The 19201-nt window shown below is 72.8% G+C and carries 18 protein-coding genes and 3 pseudogenes; 9 read left to right on the forward strand and 12 right to left on the reverse strand.

Annotated elements, in window-relative coordinates:
• The 4 genes and pseudogenes from AOK17_RS28120 to AOK17_RS28135 all read right to left on the reverse strand — a co-directional run.
• Positions 1–543, reverse strand: a pseudogene (locus tag AOK17_RS28120) (DUF2201 family putative metallopeptidase); the annotation flags it as partial.
• A 244-nt stretch (positions 544–787) separates the two neighbouring features.
• A complete protein-coding gene (locus AOK17_RS28125; protein WP_055615360.1) occupies positions 788–1849 on the reverse strand; it encodes an ATP-binding protein in 1062 nt (353 codons plus the stop codon).
• A gap of 124 nt (positions 1850–1973) precedes the next feature.
• The gene (locus tag AOK17_RS28130) at positions 1974–4055 is read right to left on the reverse strand and encodes a phage holin family protein (RefSeq protein WP_245697413.1); all 2082 of its coding nucleotides are present in this window, start codon (positions 4053–4055) and stop codon (positions 1974–1976) included.
• Between the two features lie 174 nt (positions 4056–4229).
• On the reverse strand, positions 4230–4655 hold the full coding sequence (locus tag AOK17_RS28135; RefSeq protein WP_055615362.1) for a hypothetical protein: 426 nt from the start codon (positions 4653–4655) through the stop codon (positions 4230–4232).
• Positions 4656–4740: 85 nt separating this feature from the next.
• Between AOK17_RS28135 and AOK17_RS28140 the strand changes: the two are divergent.
• A pseudogene (locus tag AOK17_RS28140) lies at positions 4741–5508 on the forward strand (MBL fold metallo-hydrolase); the annotation flags it as partial.
• A 68-nt stretch (positions 5509–5576) separates the two neighbouring features.
• Positions 5577–6203 carry a DedA family protein gene (locus AOK17_RS28145; RefSeq protein ID WP_055615363.1) on the forward strand — a complete coding sequence of 209 codons (627 nt, stop codon included), beginning with the start codon at positions 5577–5579 and terminating at the stop codon, positions 6201–6203.
• Positions 6204–6216: 13 nt separating this feature from the next.
• On the opposite strand, the gene AOK17_RS28150 is transcribed toward AOK17_RS28145, so the two are convergent.
• The 4 genes from AOK17_RS28150 to AOK17_RS28165 form a co-directional block, all read right to left on the reverse strand.
• Entirely contained in the window at positions 6217–7314 is a 1098-nt protein-coding gene (locus tag AOK17_RS28150; protein WP_055615364.1) for an MBL fold metallo-hydrolase, read from the reverse strand.
• Positions 7311–8552, reverse strand: coding sequence for an aminotransferase class I/II-fold pyridoxal phosphate-dependent enzyme (locus AOK17_RS28155; RefSeq protein WP_055615365.1), 1242 nt, complete (start codon positions 8550–8552; stop codon positions 7311–7313). The genes AOK17_RS28150 and AOK17_RS28155 overlap by 4 nt, the downstream gene beginning before the upstream one ends.
• A 174-nt stretch (positions 8553–8726) precedes the next feature.
• Positions 8727–9500, reverse strand: coding sequence for a hypothetical protein (locus tag AOK17_RS28160; protein WP_055615366.1), 774 nt, complete (start codon positions 9498–9500; stop codon positions 8727–8729).
• Between the two features lie 184 nt (positions 9501–9684).
• On the reverse strand, positions 9685–10401 hold the full coding sequence (locus AOK17_RS28165) for an ANTAR domain-containing response regulator (protein ID WP_055615367.1): 717 nt from the start codon (positions 10399–10401) through the stop codon (positions 9685–9687).
• Between the two features lie 111 nt (positions 10402–10512).
• Between AOK17_RS28165 and AOK17_RS28170 the strand changes: the two genes are divergently transcribed.
• The gene (locus AOK17_RS28170) at positions 10513–11646 is read left to right on the forward strand and encodes a PAS domain-containing protein (protein WP_055615368.1); all 1134 of its coding nucleotides are present in this window, start codon (positions 10513–10515) and stop codon (positions 11644–11646) included.
• 117 nt (positions 11647–11763) lie between these two features.
• Here AOK17_RS28170 and AOK17_RS28175 read toward each other — a convergent pair whose 3' ends face one another.
• Positions 11764–12555: an RNA polymerase sigma factor SigF gene (locus tag AOK17_RS28175; RefSeq protein WP_055615369.1), complete on the reverse strand. Its 792-nt coding sequence runs from the start codon at positions 12553–12555 to the stop codon at positions 11764–11766.
• A 184-nt stretch (positions 12556–12739) separates the two neighbouring features.
• The gene (locus AOK17_RS50875) at positions 12740–12898 is read right to left on the reverse strand and encodes a hypothetical protein (RefSeq protein WP_157881412.1); all 159 of its coding nucleotides are present in this window, start codon (positions 12896–12898) and stop codon (positions 12740–12742) included.
• A gap of 217 nt (positions 12899–13115) precedes the next feature.
• On the opposite strand from AOK17_RS50875, the gene AOK17_RS28180 reads away from it, so the two are divergent.
• The 3 genes and pseudogenes from AOK17_RS28180 to AOK17_RS52560 all read left to right on the forward strand — a co-directional run.
• Positions 13116–13535, forward strand: coding sequence for a DUF2795 domain-containing protein (locus AOK17_RS28180; protein WP_055615370.1), 420 nt, complete (start codon positions 13116–13118; stop codon positions 13533–13535).
• Positions 13536–13619: 84 nt separating this feature from the next.
• On the forward strand, positions 13620–14060 hold the full coding sequence (locus tag AOK17_RS28185) for a CBS domain-containing protein (protein WP_055615371.1): 441 nt from the start codon (positions 13620–13622) through the stop codon (positions 14058–14060).
• Positions 14061–14074: 14 nt separating this feature from the next.
• A pseudogene (locus tag AOK17_RS52560) lies at positions 14075–14260 on the forward strand (protease); the annotation flags it as partial.
• A gap of 136 nt (positions 14261–14396) precedes the next feature.
• On the opposite strand, the gene AOK17_RS28190 reads toward AOK17_RS52560, so the two are convergent.
• Both AOK17_RS28190 and AOK17_RS28195 read right to left on the reverse strand, forming a co-directional pair.
• A complete protein-coding gene (locus tag AOK17_RS28190; protein WP_055615372.1) occupies positions 14397–14633 on the reverse strand; it encodes a DUF6158 family protein in 237 nt (78 codons plus the stop codon).
• Positions 14634–14718: 85 nt separating this feature from the next.
• The gene (locus AOK17_RS28195; RefSeq protein WP_055615373.1) at positions 14719–16338 is read right to left on the reverse strand and encodes an ABC-F family ATP-binding cassette domain-containing protein; all 1620 of its coding nucleotides are present in this window, start codon (positions 16336–16338) and stop codon (positions 14719–14721) included.
• 165 nt (positions 16339–16503) lie between these two features.
• On the opposite strand from AOK17_RS28195, the gene AOK17_RS28200 reads away from it, so the two are divergent.
• The 3 genes from AOK17_RS28200 to AOK17_RS28210 all read left to right on the forward strand — a co-directional run bounded on the left by AOK17_RS28200 (position 16504) and on the right by AOK17_RS28210 (position 19185).
• Positions 16504–17997 (forward strand): bifunctional phosphatase PAP2/diacylglycerol kinase family protein, encoded by a 1494-nt coding sequence (locus AOK17_RS28200; RefSeq protein ID WP_055615374.1) that lies wholly within the window; start codon positions 16504–16506, stop codon positions 17995–17997.
• Between the two features lie 158 nt (positions 17998–18155).
• Entirely contained in the window at positions 18156–18971 is an 816-nt protein-coding gene (locus tag AOK17_RS28205) for a class I SAM-dependent methyltransferase (protein ID WP_055615375.1), read from the forward strand.
• Positions 18972–19014: 43 nt separating this feature from the next.
• On the forward strand, positions 19015–19185 hold the full coding sequence (locus AOK17_RS28210) for a hypothetical protein (protein ID WP_055615376.1): 171 nt from the start codon (positions 19015–19017) through the stop codon (positions 19183–19185).
• Positions 19186–19201 lie beyond the last annotated feature (16 nt).

Consider the following 19201-nt stretch of genomic DNA (forward strand, 5'->3'; position numbering starts at 1 on the left):
CGGCGGCCGGCCGCCGAGCCAGCTGTCCCACGGCACGAGCAGCTGGTCCGGCTCGGGGCCCGCCGTGCCGCAGCGCTCGTACATGGGCGGAATGCCGTCGCGGCGCCAGCGTGCGGCGAGTTGCTCCTCGTCGCCGTCGGGGTACGCCATCGGCAGGTCCGCCGGCGTCTGGCCGATCGGGAAGCCGAGCAGGAAGCGGTTGACGACGACGCAGCGGGCGGCGATGTCGAACCGGTCGGGCTGGGCGCGCAGGCCGGTCGCCGCCGTGACATGGCCGAAGCCGAGATGCAGGGCGCCGTGCGCGACCGCCCAGGCCCACTCGACGGGGTCGGCCCGGCGCTTGGGATGGACGTGCAGCACGCCGTCGGAGTCGACGCGCACGAGTCCGTCGTCCGGCGCCTCCTCGCAGTCCTCCTGACGGCAGGTGCTGAACCCGATGGCGGCCAGCGCGCGATTGGCCCGCACGAGCCGCATCCCCTCGGCGAACGCCTCAGCGGCCAGGTCCTTCTTCTTGGGCGGCTCCTGATTGCGCGTACGGCTCATGGCGCGGCCACCTTTCGGCCAGCGGGCCGACACGAAGCCGGCGCGCGGCGAGGCGGCACGGGCCGGGACGGGCGCGACAGACGGGACGGACACGACAGGCGTGCCCGGCGCGACGGGCGGGACGGACGCACTGCCGCCGTCGCGCCGGGCACGGCGGCGGCCACCTTCCCGCGCGGGGCACTCCCGCTGTCGCGCGACGTACTCACCGTTTCCCCCGCAGTGCTCACCGTCGCGCGCAACGCGCTCACCGGCGCGCCTCCACCAGCCGGGGCATGTCGCGGGCCGCCTCCACCAGGAACCAGGCGGGCAGGACGGGGTTACCGTCCTCGTCCGCGGCGATGACGCTCTGGGCGACCTCCACGGAGATCTCGGCGAGCTGTACGAGCAGGGACTTCGCGCGGTAGGCGGTCTGGCGGCCGGTCGCCGAGGCGTGTTCCTTGCTGGCGGGGAGTTCCTTGACGAGGCGGCCCCGGAAGGACTCCGCGAGGTAGTACAGGAGGTCGCGGTCCTCGAGGCGGTTCGGCCAGCGGGCCTCGCCCTTCATGATGGCCTCGATGCCGAACCGGCTGCGCACGATCTTCACGTAGCCGCAGAAGGCGACCGCGTGCGCGGGCGTCAGCGTGCCGTGCGCGATCACCTTCAGCGTGGGCTCGTCGAGCGTCGGGCCGAAGGAGTGCAGCGCGTCGGAGAGCATGTGCCAGGAGCGGGGCGTCGAGAAGGGCTCCTCGGTCTTCGGCGGCTTGGACCACAGGTGGTCGGGGCGGTCGATGAGGTGGTCGAGCACCCACGGGTGGATGCCGTTCGCCCCGGCCCACACCAGCCAGTCCTTCGGGGACGCCTCCAGGTGCACGTGCGCGAGCCGGTTGACCAGCGCCGACGCGATCGGGCGCGCGAGCGCGTTGTCCGTGGCGCGGTTGCCCGCGCCGATGACGATCGAGCCCGCCGGCAGCTCGTAGTTGCCGATGCGCCGCTCCAGGATCAGCGAGTAGAACGCCTTCTGGACGTCCGGCGTCGCCGCGTTCAGCTCGTCCAGGAACAGGCAGTACGGCTCGTCCCGGGCGATCGCCTCGGGCGGGCAGAAGACCGAGCGGCCGTCGCGGATCTGCGGTACGCCGATCAGGTCCTCCGGCGCCAGTTGCGTACCCAGCAGACTCACGCACTCCAGTCCCAGTGACTCGGCGAACTCCCTGACCAGGGAGGACTTTCCGATGCCGGGGGCGCCCCAGATGAAGACCGGCCGCACGGTCGCGAGGCCGAGCAGCAGTTCCGGTATTCGGGCGGGAGTGACGGTGACGGCTGCCTGCACGCAGTGGCTCCAGGGTGGGTGTTCGAGCGGGGCGCGCCGGTGCGCGATGTCCGATGCGCACAGTGTGCGCGGCTCCTCCCCCGCACCGCAGCCCATTTACGGGGCCCTTGAGGAGCGCGGGGGCCTACGCGACCCGCTGCTCGGGGCCGGTCTCGACGGGCACCTGCGGGCCGTCGCACTCGCGCAGCCAGCGCCGCAGTACGTGGTGCACCTGCTCGGCGCCGACCAGTTCCTCCCCGTCCTCGACGGGCGCGGAGAACGTGAGCGGCGACATCAGGAACGGCCGGCCCTGCGCTCCCCCGAGGCCGCCGTGCGAGCCGATCTGTTCCTCGAACGCGAGGACTTCGCCCTCCTGGGGGTCGTACCAGGAGTTGACCATGATGTCCGCGGTGTGCGGGAACGTGTGCGTACGGCGTACGGCGTCGGCGGCGCCCGGGCCGAAGTCGGCGAGCGGGCCCGGGTTCTCGTCCAGTTCGTCCAGCGGGATCTCGGCGCCGTTCGCACCGAGCACGAGGCCCCCGTGCTCCTCGCTGCGCACGAGGACGAAGCCGACGCCGGGGTGGTTGGCGAGCGTGGTCAGCAGGGCCGGGTGGCGGGCGTCGATCTCCTCGCGGCTCATCCGGTGCGGTACGTCCGGGAAGGACACGAGACCGAGGTTGCCGGAGGCCAGTACGAGCGGCTCAGAGTGGCGGCTGGAGGGGCGGTACTGCTCGTGGCCCTCCTCGACGGGCCTGCGCAGTGCGGCCCGTACGGCGGACCTGGCCTCGGCGCCGCTGTGGGTGCGGCGGGCCTTGCGGGGCACGGGCAGTCCGCAGCCGGCCCGGACCAGTTCCCCGAGGCCGAGTCCGTAGCGGGTGTGGAAGGTCTCGCCGGGGCTCTGGCCGTGGTCGGACAGCAGGACGATGCGATACGCGCGAGGGGCATGCTCGGCGACCTGCGCGATCAGGGCCAGTGAGCGGTCCAGGCGTTGCAGGACCTTCTCCGTGTCGCGGCTGCGCGGGCCCGAGTGGTGCGCCACCTCGTCGTACGCCACCAGGTCCGCGTAGACCGAGGAGCGTCCGGCGAGCATGTCCCCGATCACCGCGGCGACGACGACGTCCCGCTCGATGACCGTCGCGAAGGCCCGGATGAACGGGTAGAGGCCGCCGCGGCCGACCCGCGGGCGCCGCCTCTTGAGGCGCGCCCAGGTGGACTCGCCGATCTCGCGGCCGACGTCGGCGACGAAGGACATGGCGGTACGGACGGCGTTGGCGGGGTCGGAGAAGTACGCGAAGTAGCCGGCCCGCGAGCGGTTCTTCCGGCCCCTTCTGGCGGCCACGGAGAGCACCAGGGCGAGCTGGTCGGCGCCGCCGCTGAAGAGGTTGCCCCGGCTGGCGCCGTCCATGGTGAGCAGTCCGCCGTCGCCGGTGTGCGCGATGGCGCGGCGCTGGAGTTCGGCGGCGCTGGTGGGGCGGTTGCAGACCATGACCTCCCGGGTGTCCTTCTCGTACCAGCGGAAGGCGGGGATGTCGTGGTTGGAGCCGTGCAGGATGCCCAGCTGGCTCGCGCCGGTCTGGCTGGACCAGTCGGTGCGCCAGGGGGTGAGCCGGTGGGTGGTGCGGGACCCCTCGCCGTCACCGAGCCAGGCGGCGACGGCCGGCATCAGACCGCGTCCGACCGCCTCCAGGAGTACGTCGTGACCGACGCCGTCGAGCTGCAGGAAGACCACGCCCGGGGTGGACGGGCCGGAGCCCGGCTCCAGCTCGGCCCGCCGCCGGTCGGAGAGCCGGTAGAGCCTGCGCCGGTACGCGTCGTCGTCCCGGACGGCGAGGGCACCGCCGGTGGCGGAGGCGACGGCCGACATCACCGCGGCGACCACCACGGCGGTCTCCGGGGCGGCCTCGCTCTCTCCCGACGGGATGATCCGCAGGGCGAGCCACAGGAGCGAGCCGTTGAGGAAGAAGACGAGCAGGCCGAGGACGAGTGCGGGGACGAGGAGCAGGGCCCTGACGAGGAGCGGCCAGACGACGGAGGAGAGGATGCCGAACGCCCCGGCGCCGAGTGCGGCCGTGATGGCGATCTGCGTCGCGCTGTCCCCGTCCGCGGACTGGATTCTGAAGTCCGGCAGGATCCCGGCCAGCGCCAGCATGGTGACCGTGGACACCGCCCACACGGCAACGCTCCGCCAGAGCGCGCTCACCAGCCGCCGCCATCTCGCGCCGCTCACGCCACGCCCACCTCCACCCCGCTCTCAGACCTGCCCCAACCCTGTCACAAGCACGCAAGCCGTTTCGGCGGCGCACAAGGGCACGACGGTTGCTCACCACGCGCACACAGGGTGACCGCGAATCACCGCACGGGGTTGCCCGTGCCCGGCCCGGGCCCGGCACCGCCGGAGGTGTCAGCGGCCGTCGTAGCCCGCCGTCGGCATCGACAGCCGGCGGTGGACATGGGCCTTCATCTGGGCGTCGTACGCGGGTTCCGCGTGGCCGACCGTCTCGACCCGCACTCCGCGCCGGGCACACTCGGCGGTGAACTCGTCGACGGAGGCGAGCGCCCGCTCCAGGACCCGGCGGCTGGGCGCCACGAACAGGTCGACGAGGCCTGCCTCGACGTCCTCCCAGAGCGCGCAGTGGTCGGGCCGCAGCCCCCGTACGAGCAGTTCGCGGGTGACGACATAGCCGCGCTCGGCGGCCCAGCGCGCGCACATGGCGTGCTGGCTGCGCGAGTCCACCAGGAAGGGGTCCGCCTCCAGCTCCTCCAACGGCGTCAGACTCGCGATCGTCGTCACGCGAAGCATGCCGGAGGCACGGCGTGCGTCTCCCATGGCGTCCCCCCTCACCTCCGGGTTTCGTCGCCGACCCTACTCCTGCCCGTACGCTCGGGGGGAGTCGCGCGAAGGAGGCAAAGGAGTGCCGGTGGAGATCACTTGGTGGGGGCACGCCACCTGCACCGTCGAGGACTCGGGCGCGCGCGTGCTCACGGACCCGCTCTTCGCGCGCCGGCTCGCGCATCTGCGCAGGCGCCGGGGCGCGCCGCCCGCGCCCGAGGCGGCGGTGGCGGACGTGGCCCTGGTGTCCCATCTGCACGCCGATCATCTGCACGTCCCGTCGCTGGCGCGGCTCGCCCCGGGCACCCGGCTCCTGGTGCCGAAGGGCGCCCCGCGGGCCGTCCCCGGGCTGCGCAGGCTCAGCCATCTGCAGGTCACCGAGATGGCGACCGGCGACCGTACGAGGGTCGGTGACCTGGTCGTACAGGCCGTTCCGGCGCGGCACGACGGGCGGCGGCTGCCGGTCGGGCCGCACCGCGCGCCCGCCCTCGGCTATGTGATCGAGGGCGAGGCACGGACGTACTTCGCCGGGGACACGGGCCTCTTCGAGTCGATGGCCAAGGAGGTCGGACCGGTCGACGTGGCGCTGCTGCCGGTCGGCGGATGGGGGCCGTATCTGGGCGAGGGGCACCTGGACGCCGGGCGGGCGGCCGAGGCGCTGGCCCGTCTGCAACCGGGGAGCGCGGTGCCGGTGCACTACGGCACGTACTGGCCGATCGGGATGGATGCCGTGCGCCCCCATGAATTCCACGCGCCCGGCGAGGAGTTCGTGCGCCTGGCCGCCGAGCGTGCGCCCGAGGTGGCGGTGCACCTTCTGGACCACGGCCAGCGTGTGCGGCCCCGGGTCGCGGGGTACCGGTCATCCCCGAGGGACGCGCCGGCCGGCCGGGGCGACGACGAGCGGGAGGGCGAAACCCGGTGAGGGATGTGCTCGCCGCCGCGGTCACGACCGTGCCGCCCGAGTCCACCCAGCAGGCGCTCGGCTATCCGTCGCTGTTCCTGCTGGTGCTGATCGGAGCGCTGGTGCCCGTCGTGCCGACGGGTGCCCTGGTGAGTTCGGCGGCGGTGGTGGCGTTCCACCAGACCGCGCCGTTCTCGATGGTGCTGGTCTTCGTGGTGGCGGCGTTCGCGGCGTTCCTCGGGGATGTCGCGCTGTACTGGCTCGGGCGCCGTGGCATGAAGTCGAAGAACGGGTCGCGTTGGCTGGCCGCGATACGGGATCGTGCGCCGGAGGACCGGCTGGCGCAGGCGCAGGAGAAGCTCGCGGAGCACGGCGTGGCCGTGCTGGTGCTGTCGCGGCTGGTGCCGGCCGGCCGTATTCCGGTGATGCTGGCCTGCCTGATGGCGAAGTGGCCGTTGCGGCGGTTCGCTCGGGGTGACGTGCCGGCGTGCCTCGCGTGGGCCGCGACGTACCAGCTCATCGGGGTGGCTGGCGGTTCCTTGTTCAAGGAGCCCTGGGAGGGGGTGGTCGCGGTGGTCGTTCTGACCATTGTGATCAGCGTTGCGCCCGGTCTTTGGCGGCGTTTGCGTGGCGCTCCGCAGTAGGTGGACGGGGCCTTCAGGCGAGCACCCTTGAGGCGCCCACCGGCAGGTCCCACAGGTTCTCCCTCTCCAGGCCTGCCTTCTCCCATGCCGTACGTACCCGCGTCAGGGGTTCCAGGACCGGTTCCGCCGAGAGGACGAAGGTGGCCCAGTGCATGGGTGCCATGCGGCGGGCGCCGAGGTCCTGGGTGGCTCGGACCGCGTCCTCGGGGTCGCAGTGGACGTCACTGAGCCACCAACGGGGGTTGTACGCGCCGATGGGGAGGAGCGCGAGGTCGATACCGGGATAACGGGCGCCGATGCGGGAGAACCAGTGGCCGTATCCCGTGTCGCCCGCGAAGTACACGCGCCGGCCGTCGGACGCGGTCAGGACCCAGCCGCCCCACAGGGTGCGGCAGGTGTCGTGGAGGCTGCGCTTGGACCAGTGGTGGGCCGGTACGAAGTCGAAGCGGACGCCGTTCAGTTCGGCCGCCTCCCACCAGTCCAGCTCGGTGACGTGCGAGAAGCGGCGGCGCCTGAACCAGCTGCCGAGCCCGGCCGGGACGAACACCGGGGTGTCGCGCGGGAGTCGGCGCAGGGTCGGCGCGTCCAGGTGGTCGTAGTGGTTGTGGCTGATGACGACCGCGTCGATGCGCGGCAGTGCGCTCCAGGCCACGCCGACGGGCGTGATCCGGGCGGGAGTTCCGAGGATCTTGCGGGACCACACCGGGTCGGTGAGCACGGTGAGCCCGCCGATCCGGACCACCCAACTGGCGTGCCCCGCCCAGGAGACGGCGATCGTGCGCGCGTCCACCCGGGGCAACGGGCCCGGCTCGTACGGGAGTCGGGGAATGTCGGCGAGCCCCTCGGGGCCGGGCCGCAGGGCGCCCTCGCGGGCGAACCGGGCGAAGCCGCTCAGGCCCGGCAGCGGTGCGGTCAGCCGGTCCGCGAACGAGCGGGGCCAGACGCGGCGTTCGCCGAGCGGCCGGGGGTCGGCGAGCGGGGTTCCGACGGCGGGTGCGAACGCCGCTGAGGGCAGTGCGGAGGACAGGGGCGAGGCCGGAGGGGAGGTCGACGCCAAGTCGTCGGCGTCCGTGGTCGTGGTGGTCGTGGTCGACTCGGACTGCTGCGTCATCGAGGGGACTCCCGTCGCCGAGCGTCATCGTCATCGCGGAGCTCGGCGAGTGCCGAGCCCAGCAGACTCAACGCGCGTTCCACATGCGGCAATTCCAGAGGTTCCGGTGACGAGAGAGACGCCGTTCGCTCCTCGTGGGTTGTGCCGAGGAACGGGCCGGTGGCCAGGCGTACGCGCAGCGCGCCGAGGTCGTCGCCGAAGCGGTGGCCGCCGGGCACGGGCATGCCGAGACGGTCGGTGAGGAAGTCCTCCAGTTCCTGGGCGTCGCCGACACCGCGCGCGGTGAGCGCGGAGCGCAGCGGGCCGAGGTCCGCGTACACATGGCGGCCCGCGCGCGGAGGCCGGGCGAGGGCGCCCGCGGCCACGAGGGCCTGGTGCGCGGCGGTGGCCACGCGCGCGTGCAGGCGTACCGACGCGGCGAGGCGCTGCGTGATGTCGTCGGGCTCGGCCAGCGCGTACGCGGCTGCCGCGGCGACCGGTGCCGCGATCCGGGCGTCGAGCGCGGTCAGTACGTCGAGGACGCGGTCGCGCAGCCGGGTGCCGGTGTCGTTGGCCGGGAAGCGGGCGATCGCGGCGGGCCAGCCGGGCGGCAGGAAGGGGCCGGCCAGGTCGGTCAGGACCGTGACGTGCTCCGGCAGCATCTCGGCGGGGCTCAGGAACACGGTGTCGTGCGGTTCGTGGAGGGTGTCGCGCCAGGTCTCGTCGCTGACCACGTGCAGCCCCTCGCCCACGGCCGCCTCGATGGCCTCGTGGACCACCTCGGGCGGCGCGACGGTGGCGGTGGGGTCGTCTGCGACGGACAGGACGAGCAGCCGCGGGTCGCCGCCCTCGGCGCGTACTCGGCGCACGGTTTCCAGGAGGGCGTACGGATCCGGGACACCGCCGCACTCGGCGGGTGTCCCCACGTGGAAGACGGAGCTGCCCAGCAGGCGTGCCTGCGGCGCCCACCAGGCCGCGCAGGGGCGCGGCACGAGAACGTCACCGCCGAGCGCGGCGGTCAGCGCGAGGAGCAGTGCGGGGGCGCCGGGCGCGGCGGCCGTCCGGTGGCGGTCGGCGGACAGTCCGCGCCGGGCCCAGTAGGCGAGGGCGGCGTCCAGGAGCGCGGGTCCCCCGCCGGTCGGTTCGGTGTGCGCGCCCGTCGCGGCGGCGGCGAGGCCGGGCGGTACCGGCAGGTCCTGGCCGGGGAGCGGTGGGCCGTAGCGGACGGGGCCGTGGCCTTCCGGATCGGTCTGCCGCATACGTGCCTCCGCGCAGTGATCCGTGGACCGGCCGTCGTTCCGTGGACCGGGCCTCCGTGGATCGCGGATCCGTGGACGCCGGTCCGTGGTCCGTCGTGGTTCCCACGGTGCCTGTCGTGCCCCTGTGCTTCGAGTACCCAAGGCTCTGCGTACCCAGTGGATCGCGTGGCCAACTCAGCCGTTCGAGGAGGACTCCCGGCGGCGCAGTCGGTGGACGGCGGCGCCTGCCGCGCCCGCGATGAGGACACCGCCGGTGACCAGGGCGAGAGTGGAGTCGTTGAAGGTGCCACCCTCGCCCGCCTGCACCCCGTGCCGGACCGCGCCTCCGTCGTCACGGGCTCCGCCGTCACGAGGTCCCTCCTCACGGGCTACTTCATCACGGGCTACTTCCTCACGAGATCCCTCGTCTCGGGACACCTCGTCACGGGAACCGTCACGGGAGCCCTCGGAGCCGTCGCGGGAGCCCTCGCGGGACGCCGTGAAGGACGCGCTCCACTGCTTTCCCTGGCCACCGGGCGCGGCCGGGCAGGTGCCGTCGACGCTCCAGTCGGAGCCCTTGCCGACCGCGTCGTCCTTGCCGGTCCCACCGTCCTCGCCCACCGCATCGTCCTTGTCGGCAGAGTCGGACCCGCCCTCCTCGAAGTTCGCGGCGGGCGCGATACGGGCGGTGCCGCTGTAGGCCGGGCCGCCCGCGGCGTCCTCCTCGCCCGCGGCCTTGTGCAGCTGGACGGTGCCGTGCTCGAAGGCCCGCGAGGTGGCGTCGATGGTCTCGGGCGCCGGTCCGCCCGTCGGTTCGCAGGCCACGGAGACGGTGACGGTGCCGCCTGGAGCCACGGTGCGGGGGCTGACCTCCGCCCCCGGGTTGTCGGCCGCCGCCACGGTGGTGGTCATGCCCAGGGCGACGGCGGTGAGGGCGGTGGCGGACAGGGCGCGGACGGTACGGCGCATGGGCTCGGGCTCCTTCGGCCGGCGGCTGGGGACCCCCACGCCCGTGGACGGCGGCGGAGGCGGGGCACGACCGACATGCCCCGCAGCCCATCAGAGCCCGGCCGCCGCCCGGGCGCGCGCGGCCGGACACCATTCGTGCCACGCGGACGCCCGAGCGGGTGACACCGGCGGACGCCGTACCGACTCAGTTCGAGAGGGAGACCAGCTCCTGTTCCAGGCCGCGGCCACGTGAGTCCACGAGGGCCGAGGCGACCTCGGACAGCTTGCGGTTGGTTCCCTGCGAGATGCGGCGCAGGACCTTGAAGGCCGCGTCCGCGTCGCAGGCCAGCACATGCATGACGATGCCGCACGCCTGGTCGACGACGGGGCGGGTGCGCAGCGCGGCGCCGAGCTGGTCGAGCTCGGTGAGCGCGGCGCGGTAGGAGCGGTCCCGGACGAGACCGGTCGCGGCGAGATCACCGAGGGCGCGGGCGGGTCCGTGCGGGGCATCCTCCAGGCCGCCCGCGCGGAAGCTGTAGAGGCTGAGGGTGACCGTCAGGCCCGCCCGGCGAAAGGGAAGGGTGACGCTGGAGCGCACACCCGAGTCGAGCGCCATCGCCCGGTACTGCGGCCAGCGCTCCTCGCGCAGCAGGTCGCCCGACTCGACGGGCTCTCCGCGCTCCAGTGCCGCGGGGATGGGGCCCTCCCCGGTGCGGAGCTGCATCGAGACGAGCGCGGCGAGGTCCGGATGGGTCACCGCGGCCGGCCGCTCCGTGCCACCGTCGGAGACCGTGGTGCCCGCGCCGCAGCAGTCGGTGGTGCAGCGGACGGCCTGCTCGGCGAGTTCCGACAGCCGACGACCCGGGAGTGCAGACTCCGGGGATGACGACCCCCGGGGGCCGAGATGTTCCGTATCCGGCATGCTTCGCGCCTCCTCTTTCGTCCGCCTTCCCGGTCACCTGCGGAGAAAACGGCATGGAGGCGTCCCGTAACGACCTCCCCGGGCGCGGGCGTGAGGAGCTACTTTCGTCGCATGGCGCAGACGGAGGAATTCGGTGAGGAACTCGCGGATTTCGTGCGCCGTGTCGCGGAGTTGAAGGCGGCACGCTCCGTGCCCCACGACGACCTGCCCACCGTGCTGGACACGGCGATCTTCGAACTCGACCATGTGGCCGACCAGTTGTGGCCGTGGTACGAGCGACTGACGGCCACCGGCACGGCGGGCACGTCCTCCGCCGACCGTCAGGAGCAGCAGCTTCTGAAGGGAATCTTCCAACGGCTGCCGCTGCCCGTCGCGCTGATCGACCGTGAGACGGTGGTCCGCAGGCTGAACTTCGCGGCGACCGACTTCACGGGTGTCAGGGCGGGTTACGCGACGGGCCGCCCGCTCTCCGGTTTCCTCGCGCACCCGGACCGGGCCGCGTTCCGCTCACAGACCGCGGCGGTGGCACGCGGTGACGGCGACCGCAGTCTCACGGTCCATCTCCAGCAGCGCCCCGCCGTCCCCGTACACGCGACGCTCACCGCGCTGCGGCCGAGCGGCGAGCCGCGTACCGCCGTCCTCGTGGTGCTCCAGTCCGCCGGGGCGCGGGCGCCGTCGGCCGAGGGCGGGCCGGGCCCCGTGCCTGACCTCGGCGAGACGACACGTCACGCGGCGCTGATGGACCTGCTGGACGCGATGACCACGGCGCTGCTGAGCGAGCCCGCCACGACCCGGGCCGCGGTGCTGGAGCGGGCCGCCCGGGTGCTGCACGGGCGGTTCGCGGACTGGGTGGTGGCCGACGAGGGAGCCGCACGGCTGTGCCGTACGACCGTCCTCGGACCGGCGGACCATCGGGACCAACGGGACGTACGAGTCGGGGACCTGGAGGCGCAGGACCCCGCCGCGTGCCCCCTCGTCGTCGAGGCGGCGCGCGGCGGTTCCACGGCTCTCCAGGTACGCCCCGAGGACCCGGACGCCTTCGGCCGCGACGCCTCCGGCGCGCCCGTCCTGGTCCGCGCGAACGTCACGTCCCTCCTCTGCGTCCCCCTCGCCCTCGACGGCGCGGTCCAGGGCGTCCTCACCCTCTTCCGCACCGGCCCCCGCCTGGCCTTCTCCATGGCAGAGGCCCAGGCGACGGACATGATGTCCCGTCACATCGCCCTGGCCATGGCCAAGTTGGACTGAAGCGGCTGGGGCCCACATGGGCGCCCCTGAAAGGGGTGCGGGGAACTGCGCGCCCGGCAACGACCGGCCGCACCCATCCACACCCCGCACGCAGGACCCCGCCGAACCGCCGGGGGCCTACGCGACGTCTTGCAGAACCTGCTCCCGCAACCGGCTGCAACACCGGCTGATCAGCCGGGAAACATGCATCTGCGAGATCCCGAGCTGCTCCGCGATCCGGCTCTGCGTCATGTCCGCGAAGAACCGCATGTACAGGATGGCCCGTTCACGCTCGGGCAGCGCCTGCAGCCGCGGCTTGACCGCCTCACGGTCGATGACGACGTCCAGCGCCGGATCGGCCGAGCCGAGCGCGTCGCTCAGCGAGTATCCGTCCTCGCTGCCCGGGAGTTCGGCGTCGAGCGAGAGCGCGGTGAAGCTCTCCAGGGCCTCCAGACCGGCGCGTACGTCCTCTTCGCTCATCTGCGCGTGCTCGGCGATCTCGGCGACCGTGGGCCGGCGGCCCGGGATGGTCTGGGAGAGGTCCTGGCCGGCGAAGCGGACGCGGTTGCGCAGGTCCTGGACCCGGCGAGGCACGTGCAGGGTCCACATGTGGTCACGGAAGTGCCGCTTGACCTCACCCGTGATGGTCGGTACGGCGTAGCTCTCGAAGGCGTTGCCGAGTTCGGGGTCGTAGCGGTCGACGGCCTTGACCAGGCCCATGGCCGCGACCTGCCGCAGGTCGTCGTAGTTCTCGCCACGGTTGCGGAATCGGCCTGCCAGGCGGTTCGCCATGGGCAGCCAGGCCTCGATGATCTGTTCCCGGAGGGTGTCGCGCAGCTGGCCCGGAGGCAACGAAGCGAGCCTGCGGAAGTCCTCCGCGGTGTCCGGGGCGTCGTCGTGGGGGTGCTTGGCGCTCGCGTGAGTTCGCATGGTGCGTGCAACTCCCTTGAGTGGTGCCTTGGTTGGGCGGTCACCGTGGGAGCGCACCCCGAGCCGGACGGGCACACCCGTGGTGGGATACACCGCTCCCACGGACGTGCCTCCTGTCCGAAGCACTGTGTGTTCGCCTGCCCCTCGACTTCCCGGGCAAACGCCACTTGCCCGGCTCAGTCGCTCAACCGCCCAGCGTGGCGCCGTCGGTCGTGCCGGGCCGCTGGACGGGCTGAGCGGGAAGCAGCCAGTCCTCGTTCGGGAGCATCCATTCCTCGTAGCGGCCGAGTGCCAGGACGACGCCGAGCATCAGGACCGGAATGATCACGGCGAGCACCGCCATGGTCCTGTCCTTCCCCGAGGGGATCGCAGTGGAGGGGGAGAGCGGAGGGTGGAGAGAGTGGAGACCGGGTCTCCTGGTCGCCGACGGACAAACCTCCTGCGCACATGGCGATGCCCATCCCGATGCCGTGCCACCGCAAACCCCCGGTGCAAACCGTCCGTGTCGATGTTGGGGAGACGGGTACGCGAGGGTCCACCGCGAACATCTGGAGGGACACATGGAGCGAGGCAGCAACCGCCTCAGCGTCCACCGGGACGAGGAGATGAAGCACGAACTGCAGGGCCTGCTGAGGTCCGGCCGTCCGACCCGCGTGGAGGAGTGGCACGATCCGGAGCCGGTCGCCGACGACGATCCGCCCGTCGCCGGCGGCCCGGTGACGCCGGGCTCGGACCGGGGCTCGGTGGCCTCCGTCCGCCTCGATCTGGCGCGCCACCTGGGACGTACGTCGTTCCCCGCCGGTCCCCGGGAGCTGAGCGGCGTCCTGCGGGCCCAGTACGCGCCGGACGCGCTCGTCGAAGCGCTGGATCCGCTGCCGGACGGCGCGCGCTACGCGAACGCGCAGGAACTGGCCGAGGCCGTCGTGCGCTCCGCGGAGACCGGGGCCGAGGCGCCCGAAGAGCGCGCGCCGGACGCGTAGCCGGCCGTCTCAGGGGTACTGCGGGCGGCATCAGGCCGACGTAGCCGTACCCCTTCGCCGGGGACGCAGGAAAGGCCCCCAGCCATGGCTGTTTTCGTAAGGGAAGTCATGACGCCGGGCGTCGTCTCGGTCCGCCCGGACGCCTCGCTCGTCGAAGCCGCCCAGCTCATGCGGGCCCAGGACATCGGCGATGTCCTGGTGGCGGGCGACCACGCTCTCATAGGCGTCCTGACCGACCGGGACATCGCGCTGCGCGCGGTCGCCAACGGTGTCGACCCGCTGACGGTGAGCGCTCAGTCGGTGTGCACGCCCGATCCGGTCGTGGTGGGCCCTGACGACGGGGTGGCGGCGGCGGTAGCGCTGATGCGCGACCACGCCGTCCGCCGCCTCCCTGTCGTCGAGAACGGCCGTGCGGTCGGCATGGTCAGCCTGGGCGACCTGGCCATCTCCGAGAACCCGGACTCGGCCCTCGCGGAAATCAGCCGCGCCGCCCCGTACGGCCCCGGAGGCAGGACCGGCGCGTAACGCGAACAGACCCACGCGGCGGCACCCTCGTCTCGTGGCCGAGCCTGAGTACGGACGTCCGTAGCGCGGGCGGTACCCGGGGCGACGAAGGTGGCGAACAGGTGGTCGCCTGCGAGTCCGGCCCCGCGACACTCGTCACCAGCCACAACCCGGACGACCTCAGGGCGTTCCGCGAGGCGTTCCTGCCGGAGTCCTCGTAGCGCCGCTGACCACGGCCCGCGCCGCAGTCCCGACGCCCGCCCCGCAAGACCGACACCCGCGCCGCAGGCGTTCCGCAGGCCCGACGCCCCTTCCGCAGGGCCTACGCCAGTTCAGCCGCGCCGCCCGCCCCGCGCGTCACCGGCTTGCGTCCGGGTGCCTGTCCCGTGCGCCCGCCCGTGTGCGGCCCAGGGCGATCGGGCGGCGCGGGTTCCGGCGCAGATACTCGCCCTCCAGTTCCGCCATCCGGACGTTGTGCGTGCGCAGGGCGTCGTTCGAGCCGTGCAGCAACGTGTCGTGGCGGGTGCGATGGATCGTCTCCAGCTCTTTCATCAGCTGCTGATCGTCCAGGCTGCCCGGGTCGACTCCGGTCATGGCGCTACCCCGATCGTCGTGTCTCCCTCCACCTTACGAACACCGGGGCACACTCGCGCCCCTTGGGGGCGCGGGGAACTGCCGGCTACCGGACCCGCTCAACCCGCCGCTCGTCCCACACCGGCTCCGCCGACTCCCGCACACGACCGTCACTGCCGAACACCAGATACCGATCGAACGAACGAGCGAACCAGCGGTCGTGCGTGACCGCGAGAACCGTGCCCTGGAAGGCCTCCAGCCCCTCCTGAAGCGCCTCGGCCGACTCCAGGTCGAGGTTGTCCGTGGGCTCGTCCAGAAGCAGCGCCGTGCAGCCCTCCAGCTCCAGGAGGAGGATCTGGAAGCGGGCCTGCTGCCCGCCGGAGAGCCGGTCGAAGCGCTGTTCCGCCTGGGCGGTCAGCTCGTACCGCCGCAGCCGGGACGCGGCGGCCCCGCGGTCCTGGGAGTGCTCGGACCACAGGATGTCGAGCAGCGTGCGCCCCTCCAGCTCGGGGTGGGCGTGGGTCTGCGCGAAGTGGCCCGGCACGACACGCGCGCCGAGCTTCCACTCCCCCGTGTGCGTGACGTCGCCGCCCGCGAGGAGCCGCAGGAAGTGCGACTTGCCGGAGCCGTTCGAGCCGAGCACGGCGACCCGCTCGCCGTAGAAGACCTCCAGGTCGAAGGGTTTCATCAGCCCGGTGAGTTCGAGCCCCTTGCAGGTCACGGCCCGTACGCCGGTGCGACCGCCGTGCAGGCGCATGGTGATGTCCTGCTCGCGCGGCGGCTCGGGCGGCGGTCCCGCCTCCTCGAACTTGCGGAGTCTGGTCTGCGCGGCCTGGTAGCGGGAGGCCAGCTCATGGCTGATGGAGGCCGCCTGCCGCAGGTTGAGCACCAGCTTCTTCAGCTGGGCGTGTTTCTCGTCCCAGCGCCGCCGCAGCTCCTCGAAGCGCGCGAAACGCTCCCGGCGTGCCTCGTGGTACGTGTCGAAGCCGCCGCCGTGCACCCAGGCGTCGGCGCCGGCGGGCCCGGGCTCGACGCTCACGATCTTCTCGGCGGAGCGGGCGAGCAGCTCCCGGTCGTGGGAGACGAACAGGACGGTCTTGCGGGTCTCCCGCAGCCGCTCCTCCAGCCAGCGCTTGCCGGGGACGTCGAGGTAGTTGTCCGGCTCGTCGAGCAGCAGCACCTCGTCGGTGCCGCGCAGCAGCGCCTCCAGGACGAGCCGCTTCTGCTCACCGCCGGAGAGCGTGCGCACCTCACGGAACTGCGCCTTGTCGTACGGGATGCCGAGCGCGGCCGTGGTGCACATGTCCCAGAGGGTCTCGGCCTCGTATCCCTGCACCTCCGCCCAGTCGGAGAGCGCCTGCGCGTAGCTCATCTGGGCGGCCTCGTCGTCGACGGTCATGATGAGGTGCTCGGCGCGGTCGACGGCCTCGGCGGCCTCCCGGATCCGCGGCTGGGCGACCGACACGAGCAGGTCCCGTACGGTCGACTCGTCCCGTACGGATCCCACGAACTGGCGCATCACGCCGAGTCCGCCGCTCACCGTGACGGTGCCGGCGTGCGGCTTGAGCTCGCCGGAGATCAGCCGCAGCAGTGTCGTCTTTCCGGCTCCGTTGGGCCCGACCAGCGCGACCGCGGCCCCTTCGCCCACCCGGAACGACACATCGCCGAGCAGCGCCCTCCCGTCGGGAAGGTAGTACTCCAGGTGCGCGGCTTCCAGATGTCCCATGGTTGGGCATTGTCCGGGGTGGGCGGGGCGCGCGGCAAACGGGTTCTGCGGCGGGCGGCGCTACAGGCGGACCTGGGACGACGAACCGGGGGCGGACAGGTCGTACAACCCGTTCTCGTCGAACCGGCATGCGCGGCAGAGCCCTGTGTGGGTACACGATGGTGCATGACCGCAGACCTGGACCTCACCGTCACCGGCCCCGGCCACGCCCTCCGCGACCGGTTCCTGGCCCTCGATTTCCGTATCTTCGAGGCCGTGGCGGCCCGGCACTGGCCGGGCGCCGACCCGCTGCTGCCGAAGCTGAGCCGCAGCGCGAACCACGGCCTGCTGTGGTTCGGCACGGCGGCGGCGCTGGCGGCGACCCGTTCGCCGCGGGCCCGCCGCGCGGCCGTCCGCGGTGTCGCCTCGCTGGCCCTGGCCTCGGCCACCATCAACACCCTCGGCAAGCGCTCGGTGCGCCGCCCGCGCCCCCTGCTGGACGCGGTACCGAGGGTCCGGCAGCTGAAGCGCCAGCCGATCACCACCTCGTTCCCGTCGGGGCACTCGGCGTCGGCGGCGGCCTTCGCGACCGGTGTCGCCCTTGAGTCCCGCCCCCTGGGCGCGGTGGTGGCCCCGGTGGCCGCCGCGGTCGCCCTCTCCCGTATCTACACGGGCGCGCACTTCCCGAGCGACGTGCTCGTCGGGGCGGCGTTCGGCGTGGGCGCCGCCTTCGCCGTGCGCGGACTGGTGCCGACCCGCGACCAGCTGCCCCCGCCCGGCCGTCCGCGCGCGGACGCGCCCGCGCTGCCGGACGGCGAGGGCCTGGTCATGGTGGTCAACAAGGCGGCGGGCAGTTCGGACCGCGTCCGCGCCCTCGGCGAAGCCCTGCCGCGCGCCGAGCTCGTGGAGTGCGAACCGGCCGATCTGCGGGCCGAGTTGGAGAAGGCGGCGGCCCGCGCCGAGGTACTGGGCGTATGCGGCGGCGACGGCACGGTGAACGCTGCCGCCACGGTGGCCCTGCGCCACCGCCTCCCGCTCGCCGTGCTGCCCGGCGGCACGCTCAACCACTTCGCGCAGGACCTGGGCGTGGAGGACGTACGCGATCTGAGCCAGGCCCTGCAGGAAGGCGATGCCGTACGGGTCGACGTGGGCCTGTTCTCCGCCGACGGCACGGAGGGCTACTTCCTCAACACGTGCAGCCTCGGCGTCTATCCGGAGCTGGTGCGCGAGCGGGACCGCTGGTCGAAGCGGATCGGCGGCTGGCCGGCCGGAGTGGTCGCGACCGTGCGCGTGCTGCGCGCCGACCGGCACCCCCTCAAGGCCGAACTCGGCGGCAAGGAGCACCCGTTGTGGCTCCTGTTCGCCGGAAACGGCACGTACCACCGGATGGGGCCGGTGCCCGCCCGCCGCTACGACCTCGCGGACGGCCGCCTGGACGTACGGGTCGTGCACGGGGGCCGCTTCCCTGCCGTACGCCTCCTCGCGGCGGCCGTCGCCGGGCCGCTCACCCGCTCCCCGGCGCACGCGGCGGTCCGCGTCGGCGCGCTCCGCGTGGAGGGCGTCGAACCCGGCACCCTGCTGGCGTACGACGGTGAAGTCACCACGGTGGAGGGCGAGGTGACGCTGCGGAAGCTCCCCGAGGCACTGACGGTGTACCGCCCACTCCGGCAGCGACGCTGACCACCTGCCACCCGGCCCCTGCCCCCTACCCCCTGCCGCTCAGTCCATATCTCAAGACGCGGGTCTCATCATTCGACATGGCGGCGTACGGTGACACGTATCGCTCGCGGAGCAGCTCCGCAGGCCCGGTCCGAGGGTTACGAGGGAATGGGGACGCCATGTCGAAGGAGACCGCCGTCTACACGCACGGCCACCACGAGTCCGTGCTGCGCTCGCACACCTGGCGCACGGCCGTGAACTCGGCGGCCTACCTCCTCCCCTCGCTGAAGCCGCACATGAAGATCCTGGACATCGGCTGCGGGCCCGGGACCATCACCGCCGACCTGGCGGAACTGGTCCCGGACGGGCACGTCACCGCCGTGGACCACGCGCCGGGCATCCTGGACCAGGCCCGGGCCACGGCGGCCGAACGCGGCCTGGGGAACGTGGAGTTCGCGGTCGCGGACGTGCACGCGCTGGAGTATCCGGACGAGACCTTCTGCGTCGTCCACGCGCACCAGGTGCTGCAGCACGTGGGCGACCCGGTGCAGGCGCTGCGCGAGATGTACCGGGTCACGAAACCGGGCGGCTTCGTGGCCGTCCGCGACTCGGACTACGCGGCGATGACCTGGTACCCGCTGTCGCAGGGCATGGACGACTGGCTGGACCTCTACCGGCGTGTGGCCCGCGCGAACGGCGGCGAGCCGGACGCCGGGCGGCGCCTGAAATCCTGGGCGCTGACCGCCGGCTTCACCGACGTCACCTGCTCGTCGAGCACCTGGTGCTACGCCACCGCCGAGGAGCGCGCCTGGTGGAGCGGCCTGTGGGCGGACCGTACGGTCGCCTCCGCGTACGCGGACCGCGCCATCGAGGGCGGCCACGCGACGGCGGAGCAGCTGAACACGGTCTCGGAGGCGTGGCGGGAGTGGGGCCGGCAGGAGGATTCCTGGTTCTCCGTCCTGCACGGGGAAATTCTCTGCCGGAAACCGGTCTGATTTCCTTGATCCGGGAAACCCGGACAGCAGGAGGTAATAAACTATGGTTCCCATCCTGTTGGTACTGCTGCTGGCACTCATCCTTTTCGGCGCCGGGTTCGCGCTGAAAATTCTCTGGTGGATCGCACTGATAGTCATCGTGGTGTGGCTACTGGGATTCCTGGTGCGCGGCACGAGCGCGAGCGGTTCCAGGGGCCGCTGGTATCGCTGGTAGTGCCACCGGTATTTCC

The organism is Streptomyces phaeochromogenes (genome assembly GCF_001418655.1).
Taxonomy (GTDB): domain Bacteria; phylum Actinomycetota; class Actinomycetes; order Streptomycetales; family Streptomycetaceae; genus Streptomyces; species Streptomyces phaeochromogenes.